The organism is Streptomyces sp. NPDC043738, assembly GCF_056436545.1.
On the sequence record NZ_JBWKCJ010000006.1, the window covers coordinates 216,723 to 235,105 of the forward strand.

The following is an 18,383-nucleotide window of genomic DNA, read 5'->3' on the forward strand; positions in this document are numbered from 1 at the left end:
ATTGACGGCGAACTCACCCAAGTAGAGGCATTCGGCGCCTCGGACCAGGAACCCCCTCAGAGGGATCCCACGTCGTAGATGGGCGAGCATCGCCAGGTTCTCCGTCGATGGTTCGTCCCCCCACTGGCCATGCCCTGGGGCTCTCAGCCCGGATTCGCCCCATTCCAAGCCAAGTTCACTGGCGCGCTTGGGGTCAAGAAAGAAGAACGCGTTCGGTGTCCTCCCGCTGGGGCCGGCAGCCACCCTTCGGTTGCCGCCGTACACCTCATGCAGGTTCGACCGCTGCACGACCGAACCGGGCGGGATGTTCCACGAAGCAGGCCACTCAACTGGATGCCGTTCTGGCCCGCCAGCTGCACCAAGTCCCGCCACTGGCGGTCTGTCATGCCGAGCGAGATGAGCCCGCTGTCCGCATCACCGGACCGCGCACGTCTCCCCACGTCTGCGAAGCCGGCGGCCTGCAACACATCGGAAGAGACCGGGGTGGCCAGCATGAGGTTCTTGAACTCAACGGATACCCTGACCAGTGCTTCCTCTGAGTCGTTAACGTCCTCCGTATCCTGAGATCCGAGCCGAAGACGTCTTCTGGATGGCGTCGGCGTCGTGCTGACGATCTCACCCATCGCGACGATGCCACCGCCCTTCCCGCCACGCCAAAGGAGCACGGCGTCCCCCTTGTCGGCGTCGGGGCTGGCAATAGCCGAAAAGGACGGATCCCAGTCCTTCAGTCTCCGCGCCATCTCGTGCGTGGACGCCTTGTACTCGGCGTTCATCAGCCAGTACTTCACATGTCCCTCCCCAGTCTCGATTCCATGCACCCTCATGCTGCCGAACGGCACTGACAGGCCCGCCCCAGTGCCATGGCACTGCAACAACACCCGTATGTCGGCAGGGATGCGAAGGCCCATCTGGCTAACAGCCAGCGCGATCCGCCCCGGTCAGGTCAAGGCCGCTGCGCAGGGCAGCCGACCCCGCCCGGGAGCCACCGCATCAGTCCTGTCCGTTGACATAGAACCCAGTCGTTTTGCCATCGAACCGAGCCCTGCCGAATCCGGCATGCCGCGCCCGCAAAGGCTGGCGATCTATAGACCGCTACGTCGTCGCTATAGACAACCCAGACCCCAGTCCGTAACGCTACCTATAGCGATCGCTAGAGACCACATAGAGTGCTGCGGGAAGGTTCTTGTGCGGATCACCATTGAAGGCGCGAGCGAGGAGTTCGAGCGCAAACTGCTCGACCTGCTCGCCGAGCATCGAGACGAACTGGCCGTCTCCGTCGACACCGCATGGGACGTCGACAGGGCGATGGTCTTCCTAAACACACTCAATGAGGACGCCCGCCTGTTCGTGCGCCTGGTCGTAGAGTCCGACGGCCATCTGGAGGCCGCCGTGCTGCGCGAGGCATTCCCGCGCGGACTGCGCGGCCCCACCGTGGCCCTGACCTACGCCCTCAAGCGCGGCGTCAAGCACGGTTGGTGGCCCGAAGGCACCGAGGCGCCGGTCACTGTGGTCTACGGTGGCGGCCCGCAGGACGGATGGCGGCAGGCATCGGCCTACGAGATGTCCGGTGAGGATCTACCCGTCTTCCGCGCCGCCCTCGCCCACTACGACGCCGCGCCCCGGCCCCCCTGGGACGGGGAGGCACCGTCCGCGTTCGCTGTGCATCCGAGCTGGGCGGCCGATGCCGACGTACCGCGCGCACTGGACGACGATCCGCCGACCGCTCCCAACTTCCCGGACGGAGCAACCAGATGAACGGGGGTTGCGCGGCTAACCCCCGCCTGCCGCATTGTCGGCGCGGCCCGTCACCGCGGCGGGCCCTACCCGCCTCGCAGGAGTGATGCCGCCGTGTCCGCGCTCTTCGACAAGTTCCTGATTCCGACTGCAGTCGGTCTGGTCGTCACCGGTCTCGCCGCCGCAGCCGGCTGGCTCTACCGGCGTCGCCGGACCACCCCGACACCTCCCCGGGTGCTGCGCCGCTTCAGCCTGCTGGGCACCACCGGCGCCGACGGCATCCCTCTGTACTACGAGACCACCCGGGCCCCCGGCAGCGTCGTTACCCGCCGGGTCGGCAGCTTGTCCCAACGCTTCGAGCTGACCGATGCCCCGCTCGGCGACGGCACTTACGCCGCCGAACCCCTCGACCACCTGTAGGACAACCAGAGTATGGAGTGTGTGTGACCGCGAGCGCCCTCGGGCAGGGCTGCCCACCAGCACTTTCACCGCACGCGATTAGGTTCATAACCACAGCCAGACGAAGCGGCTGCGTTCGCTGTCAAACGACTGGGTTGAATGACAGCGGACAAGTTCGCCGGTGGCAGACAGAACAGACCCCGGAAGGACTGGTGCGCCGCGACAAGGCATGTCAACGTACAACGCCCTGCCGGAAGACATACCCCCGAGCCCACGGAGGCGCCCCTGCACCCGCATCACCCCAGCGACTCCTCCCGCCCCGACACGCAGGACCCGGTGTACTGGGTTACCCCGCGCCACCTGGCCGGTGACGACGACGCTCTCGCTGAGCAGGTCGGTGACACCTTGGCTGGCCTCGGCTGGCGCATGTGGCCCACTGCCCGCCACACCCTGTTGTACGTGAGCCCGGACGAGTTGTGCGGTGCCGAGTGGATTCTCGCCAGCCACCCGTTCGAGCTGGGTGGACTGCCCGTTGCCTGGCAGCTCAGCGCCCGCCCGCATGCCACCTCCGCGATGACGGAGTGGAACGCATACTTCACGGCCGGCGCTCCGTATGAGGCACTCGTTGATCTCCTCGTTGCGATCGACGCCCGTGAGACGCCCGACGCTGGATTCGAAGGGCCGGAGACGGTCCTCAACGCTCTGAGCGCCCAGGGCTGGGTCCGCGACGTGGACCGGCCCCGCACCACCGCCACGGATCCCGGCTTCTCCACCAGTGTCTCCCTAGAGGTGCTGCCGCCGCTCATCCAGGACGCCGACCCGCGCCCTGACCTCGTGGGCTGGCAGGCGTGGGCGGAACCCGTTCTCGGTGCCCCGTACCTGTGGTGCGCCAGCTTCAGCGCCAGCGTCCCCCATGACTTGGTCGCCGCGTTCGCCTCCTCGCTCGCCTCGGCGGTCCCGGTGCCCCGCCGTACCGTGCCCAAGTGCGCCGAGGATCGGCTCAGCGTCGTCCGTCGCAGCTGACGCCGGTGCCCTGGAACGGCCTGGGCTGCTCGACCCCAATTCCCTGAGCTGCCTGTTTCCTGTACCCGTCAGATGAAGAGATGGAGACTGCATGTTCCGACGACGTGCTCGTGCCGACCGTGAGTTCCGTGATGCCCAGCGTGCGGGTCAGGCGTTGCTGGCGATGCACGCTGAACTGCCGGTGCCGGACTTTCCTGGCCCGGTCTCCGGCGCGGCCACGGCCGCTACGCCGGAAGCGGTGGTGCCCGACTTCCTGCCACCGGACTTCAGGGCGCCGTCCCGGCAGGACGTGGCCGGGTTCATGATGCGCTGGGACCAGCCGCTCGTCATCGACGGGGAGGTCCGTGAGTGCCCTGTGTGCGGTGCGTACCGGAACTGGGTCGTCTTCAACATGCGCGACGGCTCGGTGTGGCTGCGCTGCACGGATGGCCACGAGACGCAGGAGCCGCGGCTGGACACGGCCTGGTACAACCGCAACTCTGGTCCAGTCGACCACTTCCACTCCACCGTCGAGGACGGCCTTCGCCACCTCGGCCACTGAGCTCCACGAAACCCCTTGTCCCTGTCCCCTGCGTATCGCCGGAACCTGGAGGCCCGGCCTGGTCAGACCGTCCGCTCCGCACCAACCTTGGGGTTTCACATGCGCCTTCACACCGCAGCCGTGCTCAGCCTGAGCTCTCTTGCCGTCCTGGGCCTGGCGGGCTGCTCCGACGGCAGTACCTCCGCCGTCGACCCGACGTCCTCCGGACCTGCATCCGTGCGCCAGGAGGGCAGGAATGTCCGGAATCCCGTGCCGCTGTCCTCGGTCGCGCTGAGCAAGCGGCTCCTTGACGAGAGCGACTTGGGCCAGGGCTACGTCCGTAAGCCGGAGCCGCTCAAACGGCATGACGACGTGACCGTGACCGACTGCCCCGCGCTGGAGAAGCTCGGCGGTGACGCCGCAGTCGGCGGCAGCTTCGCCTTCCCCCGAAAGGCGAAGGCATCCTTTTTCTATACGGGCAGCAGCGACTCCGAGGTGTCCGAGGAGCTGTACAGCGACACCGAGACGAAGCTCTCCGACGACGTGGGCCAGATCTTCGAGGCGATGACCTCCTGCCCTACGTACCAGGTGCTTGCTGGCAGCACCCCCGTCACGGTCACGACCCAGAAGGCCCCGCCCCGCGGTTGGGTGACGAGTGGTGGAGCCAACTGCTGACCTTCACCGTTGGCCGACGCAGCAGCGTCGTTAAGCAGACAGCTGTGCGCACCGGGGCTGTGGTCGTCGTGGTCTCAGGTAGCCCTGGACTTGTCGACGCCTACTTGGCGAAGGCGGTCGACAAGGCTCACCGCGCGGGCTGAGCCCACCCCTTGGAACTATCGTGGGCCTTCGGCGCACGCGGCGACTGCCTTCTGCAGGCCGGTGAAGTCGGTCTCCAGCGGGTTGAGGCGCTTGAGGCTGGACGGCCTGATGCTCTTCTGGCTCGGGCACCGCTCGTCCAGGACGCGGGTGGGCAGGACGTAGAAGGTCCATTGGTCGAGGTCCAAGGGGTTGAGGGTCTGCTTGTCCTGGTGGTGCAGCAGGCAGAAGACGTACACGTCCGAGCGGCGCAGTTTGTCGGGCAAGGTGGTGTTGGTCTTCGGGTCCCAGCCGGAGGTCGGTGCGATGTTGAACGAGACCGTCGACGGCTTGGACTGTGTCCACGACTGCAGGTAGGCCGTCGACTTCACCTCGACGCGCCACTTTTCGGCCGTGCGGATGTCGGCGGTGTCCCATTCGGTGCGGGTACCGGTGGCGGCGCCCAGGGCAGTGGCTACGAGGTACTCGGCCAGGACACCGCGCATGGTGTTGTTGGCCAGGTCGGAGCATGCCCAGCTCCAGAACTCGCCGAGTTTGCCTACTGTTTCGCTGCTGGCCCGTATCGGCTCACTGCCTTGCGGCGTGTGATGTCCAGCGGTCCAAGATCGGCGGCGCTCATCTGTCCTCCTGCGACGATGCTCTGGGGCGGGTGATGCTCAGCCTGACATCAGCCACTGACAACGGAGTTGGGATCGGCCCGGGGCGTGGGCCGCGACCGTCGCATGCCGTAGGGCGAAGACAGCTGACGGGCCCGACCATGAGTGGCCGGGCCCGTCAGTCGTTTGCCGGCCGCTATCCGGGCTCTCCCCATCGGGTCGGCGTCTTCGCCGTGATCAGCGGCGCGGTGTGGGAGGTGTTGACGGTGTCGGCACCTGCCGAGCGGCAGTCAGCCGATCGTTGGCCAGGTTGGCCCGGGTGCCTTCCGGAGCCGGTGCGTATCCGGGGAGGTCTGACGTGCGGCGCAGGCGCCAGACGAGGACGTCGCTGATGGACTCGGCGGTGTCCAGCTCCCGGCGGGCGGCGGCCTCGGCGAGCAGGGCACGGGGATCATGACCTGCGAGTTCGGCGTCGGCGAGGGTAGCCGCCAGGGCGTCCCAGTCAGGCTCGGCCAGGATGGTCTCGGCGAGCTCGGGGAGGGCGGCGCGCACAGTGGTGGCATGGTGGCGACGTAGAGATGGGGCGATACGGCGGCCACGCTCACGCAGCACCATGAGGGGCTCGCCAGCTGCCTGATGGTACGCAGCCCGCAGATGCTCGGCGGCCCGGCGGGCAGCCTCCGCCTGCTGTGCGTGCTGTCGCTGGGCGTGCCAGTGCGCGGCGGTGACAGCGAGGAAGAACAGCATGTCCAGGACCATCGCGGTGCCGGCCCCGTCCTCGCCCCGGCCGAGCGCGGACCCGCCTCGGACCAGATCGCGGGCCGCGCGTCGCAGGTCCTGCGCGTGACGAAACTCGGCTCGGGTGTGGGTGCGGGAGGCCCGCTCGAACTCCCAGGCTGCCTGACGCAGTTCGTTGCGGGTGTGGAGCGCGGACGTCTTGGCCAGGGCGTCGAGGACTTCGCCGGTGGCGGCGATCTGGGCGGCCGCCGCGCCGTCGTCGCTGTGGTCGAGGACGAGCAGCGCTTGCCACGCCGCGTGGGATGTGGTGCGTCGTGCCGCGGCGGGTGCAGAGGGCACGGCCGTGCGTTCCGGCTGCTCGCTGTCGGTGGTACCGAGTAGGCTGGCGTCGGTGGCGAATCGTTCCTGGATGCGAGGCAGGGACAGGTCGGGCGCGAGGGTGGAGCCGGCATAGTAGATCGGCTCCTTGTCCTTGTTGCGGTCATCCGGCAAGGCCACTTTGTAGCCCTTCAGGTCCCCGGAGGGCAGGACTTTGGTGCGTACGAGAAGCCCGGCGTTCTTGAGGCGGTCGAGGAACTCGTCCGTGGAGGAGGCGCCGGCGACTGCGCGGCGGACGGTCTCACGTAGTTCCTCGCGCGCGGCGCGGCCCCGACCCTGGCGTTCGGCCTTGTGACGTTCGGCGCTGGTGGGGCGCTTGGCGGCGGTGCCGTCACCGGGGGTGACGCGGTGGAGGCCGTAGTCGGCTTCAATGAGGCGGGCTTCGGCCTGCGCGCGCTTGCCGGAGAAGTGGTGATCGGGACGACGCCCGTCCTCGCGTACCAAGGTGGCGATGATGTGGATGTGGTCGTCGGCGTGACGGACGGCTGCCCAGCGGCAGCCCGCGCCGTCGCCGGGGTCGATGCCGGTGGCCGTAACCATGCGGCGGGCGATGTCGCCCCACTGCTCGTCGGTGAGGACCGGGTCGTCGGGGGCGGCGCGCACGGAACAGTGCCACACGTGCTTCTTGGGCCACTGGTCGGCGTCGAGCAGGTGGAGGGGCTGGTCGAGAAGCTCCTGGAGGTCCTCCTCCGTGACCGCTGGGTCGCGGCCGGGGTCGGGCGCCATGGCGTCGAAGGAGGCGACCAGGTGCGGGTCGACGTGTTCCTCGTGAGTGCCCGGGCCGTAGAGGTAGAAGAGCAGGCCGAGAGTCTTGCTGCCCTGCTTGTGGATACGGGGTATCAAGTTGCCTCGCCCGCCTGGGGGTTTGCGACGCGGTCAGCGGCCTCCTTCACCGCGTTGGCCGCCCGTCGGATGTCGGCGATCACCTCGTTGAGGTGTGGTACGTCGCCTCCCGAGTTGAGAGCCTTGGCGACCTGGTTGAGGTTGCCGCCCGCCCAGCCGAGCTCGCGGCGCATGGCGAAGAGTGCGATGAGCACGTCGCGTTCGCTGGCGATGACCGCTGCTGTACGGGACTGGTTGCGGGCGGCAGCCAGAGCGGAGTGGGCGAGGAAGCCGGCCAGGCTCATCTCGACCGCGTCCGCGCCGGCCTGGATGAGGGCGTGCTCTTGATCGTTGAGACGCACGCTCTGGGCAGGGCGCTGCTTCTCGTCGCGCGGACGCGCCTTCCCTTTCCCCTTGGCCTTGCTCGGCTGCGATCCGCCCTCGGTCGCAGCCTTCCCGTCCGGCGCCCCCGGGCGCCGGTCGGGACCCGCCACTCCCGGGGTGGGGCTGGGTTCGGGCGCTCCCCCTGCGGGGGAGTGTCCGGGCCTACAACTTGCTCCCGCTGAGGCGGGTGTGTCGGTCATCTGCTTCTGGGGTGTGGGGTGTTCGGGGTGCTGGTCGTGCATGGGAGGGGTCTCCATGGGGTTGTGCGGGGTGTGCGCGTACGTGCGGTCGTAGAGCAGGGGCAGGCGGCGTTGTTCGTTGCCGGCGATTGCTGTGAGGAGGTGCCTCGGCGCGGGTGACTGGGCAGTTGGCGCCACCGGGTTGGATGGCGGCGAGTGGTGAGCGCGTCGGCGGCGAAGTCCAACTGGCGGCGCCCGGCGTCGGCGGGTGGCGTTCCGTCAACGCCACCCGCTCCGCCATGGCGTTTATGCGGCGGTGGCGGTGTTGTTGGCGGAGGCGAGTTCAGCCGTGACGGCCTTGGCGACCTCCTTGGCGCGGTCCTTTTGGATCGTGTAGCCCCGGTCCCTGACCGCGTCCTCCAGAGTGGTGCGGGGGACCGTACCGAGCTCGGAGCCGACAGCGCGGGCCGTTGCCCACAGCACCTCGTCGGGAACGGTCTTGCGGCCGCCCTTCTTGGGTTTCGCCATGGGCTGAGGCGCCACGGCGATGGCGGCCTTCGCGTCGGGCTTGGGTGCGTCGGCCTTGGCGGAGGGAACGGTGTTGGCGCCATCCGTCGGTTCTTGGCGGACTTGGCGGTTCGGCTTTGGCGGGACCGGTCGGGCGGGCGGTGTGGCGGATGGTGCTTCCGCCGCCTGCGCTTCCCTGTTGGTGGTGAGGTGGCGGTTGATAACGAGGTAGAGGTGAACGGCGCCAGCGAGGGCGAGCGGGGCGATGGCGGACAGGGCGCCGACGGTGGCGTTGTTGAGGTGGAGCCGGGTTTGTTCGTTGAGGCGGATGGCGTGCAGGGCGTTCGCCCAGATGCTGGCGAGCGTGGCCAGGCCGACGAGTGCCCAGACATACAGGCGAGAGCGCGTCGGGGCGGTACGCAGGATCAGCAGGGCGATCACGCCGATGGCGATGAACCCGTCGATCACGAGGGGGAAGAGGTAGGTGAGCACTCCGCGGATGTGGGCGGCGACGGCCATCTGGCGCAGAGCGTCGTAGGACAGCACGAAGCCGAAGACAGCGAGCAGGACGATGCCGACGCGGATGCTGCGGCCGCCGCGCACGACGGCCGGGTATACGAAGGAGGGGCGGTGCAACGCGAGGGGCTCCTGGGTGGGGAGTTGGGGCTGGAGAGCAGGGAAGATAGGGGTGGAGGGGCAGTGCACGTGGCTCCCCGCTGAGAGGTCTAGTTGCGTGAACGCCTGGGTGCCTGCAGGGTCGCGCGACTCGTCTGACCAGGGATTTCTCGGTGACGGTGGACGCTGCGGCGCTATTACGCGCACGGGCGCATCAAGGGAAATGAGGGGGCGCCGGAAGTGCCGAGGTGGTTTCGTACCTCCGGCGACTGGCCTCAGCCGATCTCATCGACGGCGTCCCACAGCGCGTCTTGCTCGTCCTCCACCAGCTCGATGACCTTCTGCAGCTGGCGGTCAGCGACCTCCAGGCCGTGGACCTCCCGGATCTCCCTTGCGATCTCGCTGCCCTCGATATCGCCTATCCGCGCTACCACTGAGCGGGCGATGGCCAGGAGTTCGTCGATCGAGGCGCTGGGAGGTTCTTCGGCGCGGCGAGTCGTTGACGCCCCCTTCGGTTCTGGCGCAGGCTCGGATGAGCTGTGCGGGCCCCCGCTATGGCTGTGACCGTCTTCCGGTTCGCGGTCGCGCGCCGGATGGGCCTGGTTGTCGGCACGCGGAGCGGTACCGGAATCTGGCTCCTGTGGTGTCCGGGAAGTGGCGGCTGGTAGATCGCCGGGGCAGGTGGAAGAGGTAGCCAGTGGCTCCGGTGGCTGATCCGAGACGGGTCCCGGGCAGTCGGTGGTCCGGTCGACCAACTGGTGGATCTGGCGCATCAGGATGCCGAAGGCCAGCAGTGCGGCGGTCGGGGGAACCGCGGCGACCACGTAGTCGAGCAGGGACACGCTGCTGGTGTGGCCCACGCTGCTGACCCCGGCCACGTTGAGCGCGATGGAGCCGACCGATCCGGCGGCGGTCAGTGCGATGGCCCAGCCGTCGGTGACCCGGCGCAGGCCCGCCCGGAGCATCAGCAGTTCGCCCGCGACGATGATTGCGTACAGGGTCGCGGGCCAGGCCCAGCGGCGACCGGGAGAGCCGCCGAGCCTGTGTGCTCCGGCGACCTCGGCGAGGTGTGCGTACGAGAGCCAGAACCCGCCGATGGTGAGGGCGACGATGACGGCGCCCGCCGCGATGAGCGCAAACTTCTCGGGAGCGTGCTTGGACATCAGCGGCTCCGCCACGGGGTGACGTGCACAGCTCCGGTGTACGGCCGTGCGAAAACGTGGGTGGGCAGGTGTGGGGTGTTGAGCGATGGGAGTTCTCCAGGGGTAGGGGAGGGGCGTCGGAGGGGCGGTGGCCCGGCATGACGCCCAGAGCCAGGTCCGCCATCACCGGGCCGGCCAAGGCACGCACGGTGCCGAGGGGCGGAGCGGGAGTGACGGCAGAGGGGGCGGGAGACGCGGATCAGGCAGCCGTACGCCGTGCGAGCTCTGCGGCGGCAAGGTCCACGCGGGTCGGGTGGGGTGTGGTGCGGGGTGCGTTGCCCCGGGCACGGCCGTCGGGGCTCACACGGCGGGTGCGGCAGGGCTCACCCTCGGCGGCGTGGCACCACTGGCAGCCAACGCTGAGGGCGTCGACCTGTCCCGCGGCAACGACAGCTTCACGGGCAGCGCGCATCGGCCGGAAGCGGGCGAGCTCGGCCCGGACAGTGGGCGGGACGCACGATCCGATGGCAGAGAGGCGGGCTGCGATGTCGGGGGGCGGGCCGCCGTGGGTGAGCTGCCGGTGCGTCGCCGGCGCGGCCGCACCGGCGGCGACCGCGTGCCGGGTGGCGAGCAGTTCGGCTCGCCAGGCGGCCGGATCGTCCGGGTTGGCGACCGGGGTGGGGTCGGTGTGCCGGCCAAGGCGGTCGCGACGGTAGGCCCGCCACTTGCGGGCGACGTCCACGGGCAGGATCGGGTACGGGGAGGCGAGCACGTGGGCCCGTATCGCCTCGCGGGCATCCCAGCCGTGGTCGGTGGCCATGGGCACCTCGCTCAGCAGCTCGTGCCATTGGGCGATTTGGTCACGGGCCTCGCCAGCATCCGTTCGGATGGTGCGGGGGTCGAGGCGGCCGATGTAGGCAAGGACGGCGGCAACTTCGCGGCGATCCAGTGCAGTCACTCCGTTCCGGTTGGATCTTCGAGGGCGGCGAGCAGGGCGGCGGTGTGCGCCTCGGCGTGGGTCATGCCGACCGTGGGGGCGGGGGTGCCGCCGGGCAGGGCGTAGAGGTTCGGGCGGCTCGATGTGGGGCTGTGCTCGCGGGCGATCCAGGCGCGCCAGTCGGCAGCCCACGCGGCGGCGGTACGGGGCTTCCCGGCCGCCCGGTAGGAGCGCCACTTCGCGTCGGCGGCGCGGATGCAGTGCTCGCCGAGGCGGGTGAGGTGCCCCTGTTGCTGGGCCCAGGAGCGGGTCTCGTCGTCGATCTCCCAGTCGGTGGCGGAGGTGAGAGTGGCAGCACTACTGCTGTACCTACGGTTCACCTTCGGTTCACTACGGTTCTGGGGTCCGGATTCCGGTACATCGGCGGTCCAGTTTCCGGTACGTCGAGGTACCGGTTTCCGTCGTGGGGGTCCGGTTTCCGGACCTGCCGGTTTCCGGGCCATGCTGGAGGAACCCGGTACTTCACGAGGCCGGATTCCGTACCGCCGCAGGACCGAGACGCGGAGCGTCAGGTCGGTTTCGGGCTCGTCTGCCGGTTCTGCCGGAGCGGTGGTGTCGTCCTCCTGCTCCCTTTCGGTGTTCGCCACGGCCCTCGCGGCGAGGGGCAGGCGGTAGACCGTGCTGCGCTGCGGGCCGGTGAGGTCGTCGAGCCGCTCCAGTTCGTCGCTGTCCAGCAGGCGTTCGAGGGCGTCGCACACCGTGGACTTGGAGGCGTTCGCGCGCTCCGCCAGGCTGGCCAGGGAGGCCCAGGCGATGCACTGCTTGTCAGCCACCCGGTCGGCGATCGACAGCAGGACCAGACGCGCGGTTCCTCGGCTGGAGCTGTGTTCCCAGACCCACTCGCGGGCGTCTCGGCTCATCGGTTGGCGGCTCCTTAAATCAGGTGGGGTGGTGCGGGTGTCTGCTTCGGGATTTCGGGGGAGGGCTGCGGTGTGGAGTTCCCGGCGAGGCCCGCGCGGGTGTGCATGAGGACTCTTTGGCCGCAGCTGTGGCGTGCCGTGCCGAGTCCCCCGTGCCCCGGAAACAGCATTCCGGGCGCCTGGACAAGACAGCCACACCCGCCCGCGCAAGTCCAGCATTCCACCGAGAAAGCAAACAGCTCACGGCGAACACGTCGTGCGCGGGGGAATCAAAACGTTAGACCCGGATCCCCGGTTGGCGAAATCGCCCGTGCGGTGGTGAAGGAAAAGGGGCATCTGATAACGCTTCGATAGCGGTCCCGCCAGGTCCCACGTGCAGCCAGGTGTAACAGTCCTGCCATGGTGGTTGTACATCGAGACGGCGTCGGGATGGGTGGCCTGACGCACCGTGATTTCGTCAACCGGGGGTCCCGTGCTATTTTCCGCCCTTTGTTGCGGTGACGTAGGGGATCTGACAACAAATCGGCGGAAGATGGTAGCGGATCCTCGGTTAGCAAGACCGCTCTTCCAGAGTTACAACAGATCCCATGCCGCAAAACCCTCTGGAGCTAGGTCGGCCGGAATTCGGGCTGCCCGCGCCATCGTGCGCGCCCGCACTGTACGCGGAATCGCCTGACGAAAGCTGGTCGCCCGCGCGACCGAGCTGGGCTGCCCCATGACCGTCACGACGGTCTTCCGCATCGAACGCCGACGGCGACGCTGCGACACCGACGACCTTGTCGCTATCGCAGCCGCCCTCGGGACCTCCCCACGCACCCTCCTCGCAGAGTCAGTCCGGTCCCCGCGCTCGGTCGGCGCGGGCGGAATATAGCCGACGATCCCCGGTTAGCGAAACCGGGGATTCTCCGCATTATTGGTTTTCCCAGCGCGCCCCGTCGTGCTGCCCATCCGCAATCTGTCTCATTCCTCACGAGGAACCTCTTGCCCCGATCTGCAACATCCGCTGTCCCTTCCGCCGCCCCCACCACCGCTCGCGCTGTACGCACGGCCTTTCTGAACGTGAAGGACGCTGCTGAATACCTCGGCCTCTCACCGCACACGCTCTACGTCTGGCGGCACCGGCGGCTGGGACCGCCGAGCTTCCGCATGGGCCCACGTGGTCGCGTCATGTACCGGGTGGAAACGCTCGACGCTTGGGTTTGTGAGCAGGAACAGGCCGACTCGCGCTCGAACATGGCATTGAGTCCCCTGAATGCGGCTCCCCGGAATCGGTCCGCTCGCGTTCCCAGCGCCTGACACGCCGCGCGCAGTAGACCGAAGTTTTCACCCCCTTCGTCAAGGAGTTCCCTCTGGCTGGCTACATAGAGGACCGGTGGCTGAAAAAGCGCCCCAACCCCGAAACCGGTAAGCGTGAGCGCACAGCGATGTACGGCAAGTGCACGCGCTATCGCGTCAAGGGCATCCCGGGCGTCAAGGACCGTTCATTCGACACGGTTCAGGACGCCAAGACCTGGCTTGCCCAGGCTCAGACCGACGCCCGGCGAGGCGAGTTCGTCGATCCGCGCGACGGGGCCATCTCCCTCAAGGAGTACGTCGAGACCCACTGGTGGCCCACACAGAGCGGCGACCCGTCCACCCTTGAGCGCATCGAGCAGCGGGTACGCCGGCACATCCTCCCGCACCTTGGCGCTCTGCCGCTGAACAGCGTGGGTACGGAAGCCCTGCGAAGCTGGAAGAAGCGGCTGGAGAAGGACCTCGGTCCCACCTCGATCCGTCTCGTCTGGGCGACGCTCTCCGGCGTACTCCAGGCCGCCGTCGAGGACCGTCGCCTCGCACGCAACCCCTGCCGCGCGAGTACGGTCCGGCCCCCAGCCGCCGCGCCGGGCAGGGTCGAAGCGTGGCCGCCAGAGCGGGTACTGGCCGTACGTGCAGCTCTATCGGAGCGCTACCGGGTCCTCGTCGAGATTGGTGCCGGCCTGGGACTCCGGCAAGGAGAAGCGTTTGGCCTCTGCTTGGACGACATCGACTTCGAGGAGGAAGTCGTCCATGTCCGTCGCCAGATCAAGATGGTGCGGACGAAGCTGTGCTTTGCGCTGCCCAAGGGACGCAAGGTCCGAGACGTTCCCCTCCCCTCAAGCGTGGCCAGGGCTCTGCGGCAGCACATGGCGGACTTCGCACCGGTGCCGGTCACGCTGCCCTGGGACGACCCGAGTCCTCCCAAGACACCGGTGGAGGCCAAGCACAGGCGGCCGAGGACGTACAGCCTCCTGGTGACGGGACGCGAGCGGAAGGCCATCAACCGGAACTACTTCAACTCTTACGTGTGGAAGCCCGCTTTGGCCAAGGCGGGCGTGATCGCTCCGCTGGCGGAGAGCGACGCGGACGGGTCCCGCGTGTGGGAGCCGTCCCGGGAGCACGGCTTCCACGCTCTGCGCCACTTCTTCGCCTCCGAGGAGTTGGAGGCCGGCGAATCGGTTGTCTCCCTGGCACGCTGGCTGGGCCACTCCGACCCCGGGTTCACGCTGCGGAAGTACTCCCACTTCCTGCCCCGCGCGGGCGCACGGGGCACCGCCGCCATCGACGCGATCTTCGCGTAGCGTCGGCCCCGGACGGCGTCCGGCCGGTACAGCGGCCCCAGCGCCCGCCTCAGCCGCAAAGTCCCAGAGAAATCCCACAGGTGCCGCCGCACCCCCTCCAGACCCACATCAGTGCAGGTCAGTCAGGGTGCGGCGGCCTCGGCAGGTCAAATGTCCCGGAAGATCTCGATCTGCGCCCCGATCGAGTTGAGCCGCTCCGCCAGGTCCTCGTAACCGCGGTTGATGACATAGACGTTGCGCAGTACGGACGTGCCCTCGGCGGCCATCATGGCGAGCAGGACCACGACGGCCGGGCGCAGCGCCGGGGGGCACATCATTTCCGAGGAGCGCCAGCGGGTCGGGCCGTCCACCAGGACCCGGTGCGGGTCGAGCAGTTTGACCTGGGCGCCGAGCCGGTTGAGGTCGGTGAGGTAGATCGCGCGGTTGTCGTAGACCCAGTCGTGGATCAGGGTCTGGCCCTGGGCGCTGGCGGCGATGGCCGCGAAGAAGGGGACGTTGTCGATGTTCAGGCCCGGGAAGGGCATCGGGTGGATCTTGTCCAGCGGGGCCTGGAGCTTGGAGGGGCGGACGGTCAGATCGATGAGCCGGGTGCGGCCGTTGTCCGCGGGGTACTCCGTGCTGCGTTCGTGGTCCAGGCCCATCTCCTCCAGGACCGCCAGCTCGATCTCCAGGAACTCCACCGGGACCCGGCGGATCGTCAGCTCCGACTCGGTGACGACTGCCGCCGCCAGCAGGCTCATCGCCTCGACCGGGTCCTCGGAGGGCGCGAAGTCCACATCGCGTTCGATGCGGGCGGTGCCGTGGACGGTCAGGGTGGTCGTGCCGATGCCGTCGACCCGGACGCCCAGCTCCTCCAGGAAGAAGCAGAGGTCCTGGACCATGTAGTTGGAGGAGGCGTTGCGGATCACCGTGACGCCGTCGTGCCGGGCGGCGGCCAGTAGCGCGTTCTCGGTGACGGTGTCGCCGCGTTCGGTCAGGACGATGGCCCGCTTGGGGGCGACGGTGCGGTCGACCTCGGCGATGTAGGTGCCGTCGGTCGCGGTGATCTCCAGTCCGAAGTGGCGCAGCGCGGTCATGTGCGGGGTCACGGTCCGGGTGCCGAGGTCGCAACCGCCCGCGTACGGCAGCTTGAAGTGGTCCATCCGGTGCAGCAGCGGGCCGAGGAACATGATGACGCTGCGGGTGCGGCGGGCCGCCTCGGTGTCCATCGCGTCGAGGTCGAGCTCCGCGGGCGGCACGATCTCCAGGTCGTTGCCGTCGTTGATCCACCGGGTGCGCACGCCGATGCTGCCCAGTACTTCGAGGATGCGGTAGACCTCCTCGATGCGGGCCACCCTGCGCAGAGTGGTGCGTCCCGCGTTCAGCAGCGTGGCGCACAGCAGCGCGACGCAGGCGTTCTTGCTCGTCTTCACGTCGATGCTGCCGGACAGCCGGCGGCCGCCGACCACTCGCAGATGCATCGGTCCGGCATAGCCGAGCGACACGATTTCGCTGTCGAGTGCTTCACCGATACGGGCGATCATCTCAAGGCTGATGTTTTGATTCCCGCGCTCGATGCGGTTGACCGCGCTCTGACTGGTGCCGAGTGCCTCCGCGAGTTGCGTCTGCGTCCAGCCGCGATGCTGTCGGGCGTCACGGATGAGCTTGCCGATGCGTACGAGGTAGTCGTCTGCCATGGGCCGACCGTATCTCAGATATGAGATGGATGCGCAATTGATGGTGGCTAGGTTGTTCTACTAATATGCAAACAACTGAAGGGTGGTCACCACGCATATGAAGCACGCTCCTCGTCCGGCTCCACGCTTAAAAGCCGTACTTCGTCCGCTTATTGCCGCATTTCCCTTCGTCGTCGCCGCCGCGACGGCCACCGCGGTCCACACCGCCGTCTCCACCCGGCTGCCCGACCCGCTCGCCACCCATTTCGACGCCGCCGGCCGGGCCGACGGCTTCTCCGCCACCCACGGCTTTCTGACGGGTCCTCTCCTCGCCCTCCTCGCCCTGGGTGCCGTCTTCACCCTGCTCGGCGCGGTGCCCAAGCTCGCCACGGCGGCTCCGTGGGTGATCGCGACCGGATATTCCGTCGCCGCCGGTGTCGGTTACGCGCTCTGCCTCACCCTGCTCGGCAACGCGGGCGCCACCGACGCCTCGGCCGTACGGCTGCCGCTGTGGCAGGGGCTGCTGACGATCCCGGTCGCCCTGCTCGCCGGCGTGCTGGGCCGTCTGCTCGCCGGCGCAGCACCCCGCCCGCCCGGCCGGCCCGCGGGCGAGGCGTCCCGGCTCGACCTCCCGGCGGGCACGGCGGCCGGCTGGTCACGCACCATCAGCTCGCCCCCGTTGACGGCCCTGGGCGGGCTGGTGCTCTGCGGCGGGCTGGCCACCGGCATCCTCGCCAGCTGGTTCTCCTGTGTGATCCTCGTCCTCAGCGGGGCCGCGTGCCTCGCCGTCACCTCGGTACGGGTGACCGTCGACCGCCGTGGTCTGACCCTCGCGCCGGCGCTGCCGCAGGCCTTCGGCATCCGGTTCCGGCGCATAGGCCCCGACCGCGTGGCGGAGGCCACCAGCCGCCGGGTCGACTGCTTCGGCGAGTTCGGCGGCTGGGGATACCGTGTCCGGGGCCACGGAAGCGGCCTGGTGCTGCGATCGGGTGAGGGAATCGCGGTACGGCTGACCAGCGGCCGGGAGTTCGTCGTCACGGTGGACGACGCGGCGACCGCCGCCGCGCTGCTCAACACCTACGCGGACCGCGCGCGCCCGCGGCAAGGAGGCTGAGGTGCTCTTCCGGGTGGACCCCGGCTCGTCCGTCCCGCTCGGCGACCAGATCGCCGCCGCGGTCCGCGGCGCCATCGCCGACGGCACGGTGGGCACCGGGGAGCGGCTGCCGGCCGCCCGTGAACTCGCCGCATCCCTAGGGGTGAACGTCCACACCGTGCTGCGCGGCTACCAGCGCCTCAAGGAGGAAGGCCTGATCGAACTGCGCCGCGGCCGCGGCGCCGTGGTCACCGGCATCGCCACCCCCGCGCGCGCCCGCCTCGGCGAGGCCGCCCAGCGCCTCATCGCGCAGGCCCGCCATCTGGGGCTCTCCGACGAGGAGATCGTGACGGTGGTACGGGTGGGCCTGGCGGGCAAGTGAGCCGGGCGGGGCGGTGGTCCGCCCGTACTGCCGTCTTTGCCGGTCCTGTCATCGGGGTGCGTGAACCCGGTCACGCGCCCTGACCTAGATTGACAACGTGATCACTCGTCTTTCCCCTGACGGAACTCCGGTCCGCCCCGGCGCGCCCTCGCGCGTCCGTGCCCGTGTCCTCGCGCTCAGTGCCGTGCCGCTCGTGGTGCTGCTGGCCGTGGTCGGCCTCGCGCCGCTTCCGTACTCCGTCGCACGGCCCGGACAGACCACGGACGTGCTGGGCTCGGATCGTGGTGGCGAGGTCATCTCCATCACCGGCGCACCGGTGCGCCGGACCAGCGGTCAGCTGCGGATAGCGGCGATCCAGGCGACCGGGCCGCATGTCCCCGTCCACTGGGGAGAGGTGGTCGACGGCTGGTTCCGTACGGATCGTGCGGTGATGCCCAAGGACGCCGTCTTTCCGGCCGGCATGTCCGATGCGGAGACGGCACGGCACAACCTCGCGGACATGAAGTCCTCGCAGCATGCCGCCACCGCGGCGGCGCTCGGACTGCTGGGGAAGGACCCGGACCGGGTGAGGGTGAAGCTCACCCTCGACGGTGTGGGCGGGCCCAGCGCCGGATTGATGTTCTCCCTCGGCATCGTCGACAAGCTGGACGGCGACGGCGGTGGCGGCGACCTCACCGGCGGCCGCAACATCGCCGGTACGGGCACGATCGACGCCGACGGGACGGTGGGCGCGGTCGGCGGAGCGGCGCTGAAGACGCAGGCGGCCAGGCGTGACGGGGCGAGCGTCTTCCTCGTGCCGAAGGCCGAGTGCGCGGCGGTGCAGCCGGCCCCGGACGGGCTGCGGCTGATCCCCGTCACCACCCTCAAGAGCGCGGTGCAGGCGCTGCGCGCGTTGGCCAAGGGCGGCTCGGTCCCTAGCTGCTGAGCCGGCCCGGCCCGTCATGGG

19 protein-coding genes are annotated in these 18,383 nt (G+C 69.0%); 10 read left to right on the forward strand and 9 right to left on the reverse strand.

The window, feature by feature from the left end; all coding sequences use genetic code 11:
• Positions 1 to 143 precede the first annotated feature (143 nt).
• Positions 144 to 788, reverse strand: coding sequence for a hypothetical protein (locus AC0680_RS11480; RefSeq protein WP_478627011.1), 645 nt, complete (start codon positions 786 to 788; stop codon positions 144 to 146).
• 397 nt (positions 789 to 1,185) lie between these two features.
• Between AC0680_RS11480 and AC0680_RS11485 the strand changes: the two genes are divergently transcribed.
• The 5 genes from AC0680_RS11485 to AC0680_RS11505 all read left to right on the forward strand — a co-directional run bounded on the left by AC0680_RS11485 (position 1,186) and on the right by AC0680_RS11505 (position 4,351).
• On the forward strand, positions 1,186 to 1,755 hold the full coding sequence (locus AC0680_RS11485) for a hypothetical protein (protein WP_478627013.1): 570 nt from the start codon (positions 1,186 to 1,188) through the stop codon (positions 1,753 to 1,755).
• A gap of 93 nt (positions 1,756 to 1,848) precedes the next feature.
• Entirely contained in the window at positions 1,849 to 2,154 is a 306-nt protein-coding gene (locus AC0680_RS11490; RefSeq protein ID WP_478627015.1) for a hypothetical protein, read from the forward strand.
• 315 nt (positions 2,155 to 2,469) lie between these two features.
• A complete protein-coding gene (locus AC0680_RS11495) occupies positions 2,470 to 3,156 on the forward strand; it encodes an SPDY domain-containing protein (protein WP_478627018.1) in 687 nt (228 codons plus the stop codon).
• Positions 3,157 to 3,247: 91 nt separating this feature from the next.
• The gene (locus AC0680_RS11500) at positions 3,248 to 3,697 is read left to right on the forward strand and encodes a hypothetical protein (RefSeq protein ID WP_478627020.1); all 450 of its coding nucleotides are present in this window, start codon (positions 3,248 to 3,250) and stop codon (positions 3,695 to 3,697) included.
• Positions 3,698 to 3,796: 99 nt separating this feature from the next.
• Complete coding sequence (locus AC0680_RS11505) at positions 3,797 to 4,351, forward strand: hypothetical protein (protein ID WP_478627021.1); 555 nt, start codon at positions 3,797 to 3,799, stop codon at positions 4,349 to 4,351.
• A 158-nt stretch (positions 4,352 to 4,509) separates the two neighbouring features.
• Here the strand turns inward: AC0680_RS11505 and AC0680_RS11510 are convergent, their stop codons facing one another.
• From AC0680_RS11510 to AC0680_RS11540, 7 genes are all read right to left on the reverse strand, one after another.
• Positions 4,510 to 4,977, reverse strand: coding sequence for a hypothetical protein (locus AC0680_RS11510; RefSeq protein WP_478627022.1), 468 nt, complete (start codon positions 4,975 to 4,977; stop codon positions 4,510 to 4,512).
• 348 nt (positions 4,978 to 5,325) lie between these two features.
• Positions 5,326 to 7,047: a relaxase/mobilization nuclease domain-containing protein gene (locus AC0680_RS11515; protein WP_478627025.1), complete on the reverse strand. Its 1,722-nt coding sequence runs from the start codon at positions 7,045 to 7,047 to the stop codon at positions 5,326 to 5,328.
• Positions 7,044 to 7,388: a plasmid mobilization protein gene (locus tag AC0680_RS11520; protein ID WP_478627027.1), complete on the reverse strand. Its 345-nt coding sequence runs from the start codon at positions 7,386 to 7,388 to the stop codon at positions 7,044 to 7,046. Before AC0680_RS11520 ends, AC0680_RS11515 begins: the two co-directional genes overlap by 4 nt.
• A 507-nt stretch (positions 7,389 to 7,895) precedes the next feature.
• On the reverse strand, positions 7,896 to 8,732 hold the full coding sequence (locus tag AC0680_RS11525; RefSeq protein WP_478627028.1) for a DUF2637 domain-containing protein: 837 nt from the start codon (positions 8,730 to 8,732) through the stop codon (positions 7,896 to 7,898).
• Between the two features lie 254 nt (positions 8,733 to 8,986).
• A complete protein-coding gene (locus tag AC0680_RS11530; protein ID WP_478627029.1) occupies positions 8,987 to 9,874 on the reverse strand; it encodes a DUF2637 domain-containing protein in 888 nt (295 codons plus the stop codon).
• A 238-nt stretch (positions 9,875 to 10,112) separates the two neighbouring features.
• Positions 10,113 to 10,802 (reverse strand): zinc finger domain-containing protein, encoded by a 690-nt coding sequence (locus AC0680_RS11535; protein WP_478627128.1) that lies wholly within the window; start codon positions 10,800 to 10,802, stop codon positions 10,113 to 10,115.
• Positions 10,803 to 10,807: 5 nt separating this feature from the next.
• A complete protein-coding gene (locus AC0680_RS11540) occupies positions 10,808 to 11,710 on the reverse strand; it encodes a helix-turn-helix domain-containing protein (protein WP_478627031.1) in 903 nt (300 codons plus the stop codon).
• 1,059 nt (positions 11,711 to 12,769) lie between these two features.
• Between AC0680_RS11540 and AC0680_RS11545 the strand changes: the two genes are divergently transcribed.
• A complete protein-coding gene (locus AC0680_RS11545) occupies positions 12,770 to 13,006 on the forward strand; it encodes a helix-turn-helix transcriptional regulator (RefSeq protein ID WP_478627034.1) in 237 nt (78 codons plus the stop codon).
• A gap of 128 nt (positions 13,007 to 13,134) precedes the next feature.
• On the forward strand, positions 13,135 to 14,307 hold the full coding sequence (locus AC0680_RS11550; protein ID WP_478627036.1) for a tyrosine-type recombinase/integrase: 1,173 nt from the start codon (positions 13,135 to 13,137) through the stop codon (positions 14,305 to 14,307).
• A gap of 146 nt (positions 14,308 to 14,453) precedes the next feature.
• On the opposite strand, the gene AC0680_RS11555 is transcribed toward AC0680_RS11550, so the two are convergent.
• A complete protein-coding gene (locus tag AC0680_RS11555; RefSeq protein WP_478627037.1) occupies positions 14,454 to 15,983 on the reverse strand; it encodes a helix-turn-helix domain-containing protein in 1,530 nt (509 codons plus the stop codon).
• Between the two features lie 97 nt (positions 15,984 to 16,080).
• Between AC0680_RS11555 and AC0680_RS11560 the strand changes: the two genes are divergently transcribed.
• From AC0680_RS11560 to AC0680_RS11570, 3 genes are all read left to right on the forward strand, one after another.
• Positions 16,081 to 17,076: a DUF1648 domain-containing protein gene (locus AC0680_RS11560; RefSeq protein ID WP_478627039.1), complete on the forward strand. Its 996-nt coding sequence runs from the start codon at positions 16,081 to 16,083 to the stop codon at positions 17,074 to 17,076.
• 1 nt (position 17,077) lies between these two features.
• Positions 17,078 to 17,437 carry a GntR family transcriptional regulator gene (locus tag AC0680_RS11565; RefSeq protein WP_478627040.1) on the forward strand — a complete coding sequence of 120 codons (360 nt, stop codon included), beginning with the start codon at positions 17,078 to 17,080 and terminating at the stop codon, positions 17,435 to 17,437.
• A 97-nt stretch (positions 17,438 to 17,534) separates the two neighbouring features.
• Positions 17,535 to 18,362 (forward strand): S16 family serine protease, encoded by an 828-nt coding sequence (locus AC0680_RS11570; RefSeq protein ID WP_478627042.1) that lies wholly within the window; start codon positions 17,535 to 17,537, stop codon positions 18,360 to 18,362.
• Positions 18,363 to 18,383 lie beyond the last annotated feature (21 nt).

Excerpts from the sequence above, each read along its gene's own strand:
- AC0680_RS11510 (WP_478627022.1), bottom strand. The coding sequence starts at position 4,977 with ATGCGCGGTGTCCTGGCCGAGTACCTCGTAGCCACTGCCCTGGGCGCC.
- AC0680_RS11540 (WP_478627031.1), bottom strand. The coding sequence starts at position 11,710 with ATGAGCCGAGACGCCCGCGAGTGGGTCTGGGAACACAGCTCCAGCCGA.
- AC0680_RS11505 (WP_478627021.1), top strand. The coding sequence starts at position 3,797 with ATGCGCCTTCACACCGCAGCCGTGCTCAGCCTGAGCTCTCTTGCCGTC.
- AC0680_RS11555 (WP_478627037.1), bottom strand. The coding sequence starts at position 15,983 with ATGGCAGACGACTACCTCGTACGCATCGGCAAGCTCATCCGTGACGCC.
- AC0680_RS11530 (WP_478627029.1), bottom strand. The coding sequence starts at position 9,874 with ATGTCCAAGCACGCTCCCGAGAAGTTTGCGCTCATCGCGGCGGGCGCC.
- AC0680_RS11550 (WP_478627036.1), top strand. The coding sequence starts at position 13,135 with ATGTACGGCAAGTGCACGCGCTATCGCGTCAAGGGCATCCCGGGCGTC.
- AC0680_RS11500 (WP_478627020.1), top strand. The coding sequence starts at position 3,248 with ATGTTCCGACGACGTGCTCGTGCCGACCGTGAGTTCCGTGATGCCCAG.
- AC0680_RS11560 (WP_478627039.1), top strand. The coding sequence starts at position 16,081 with ATGAAGCACGCTCCTCGTCCGGCTCCACGCTTAAAAGCCGTACTTCGT.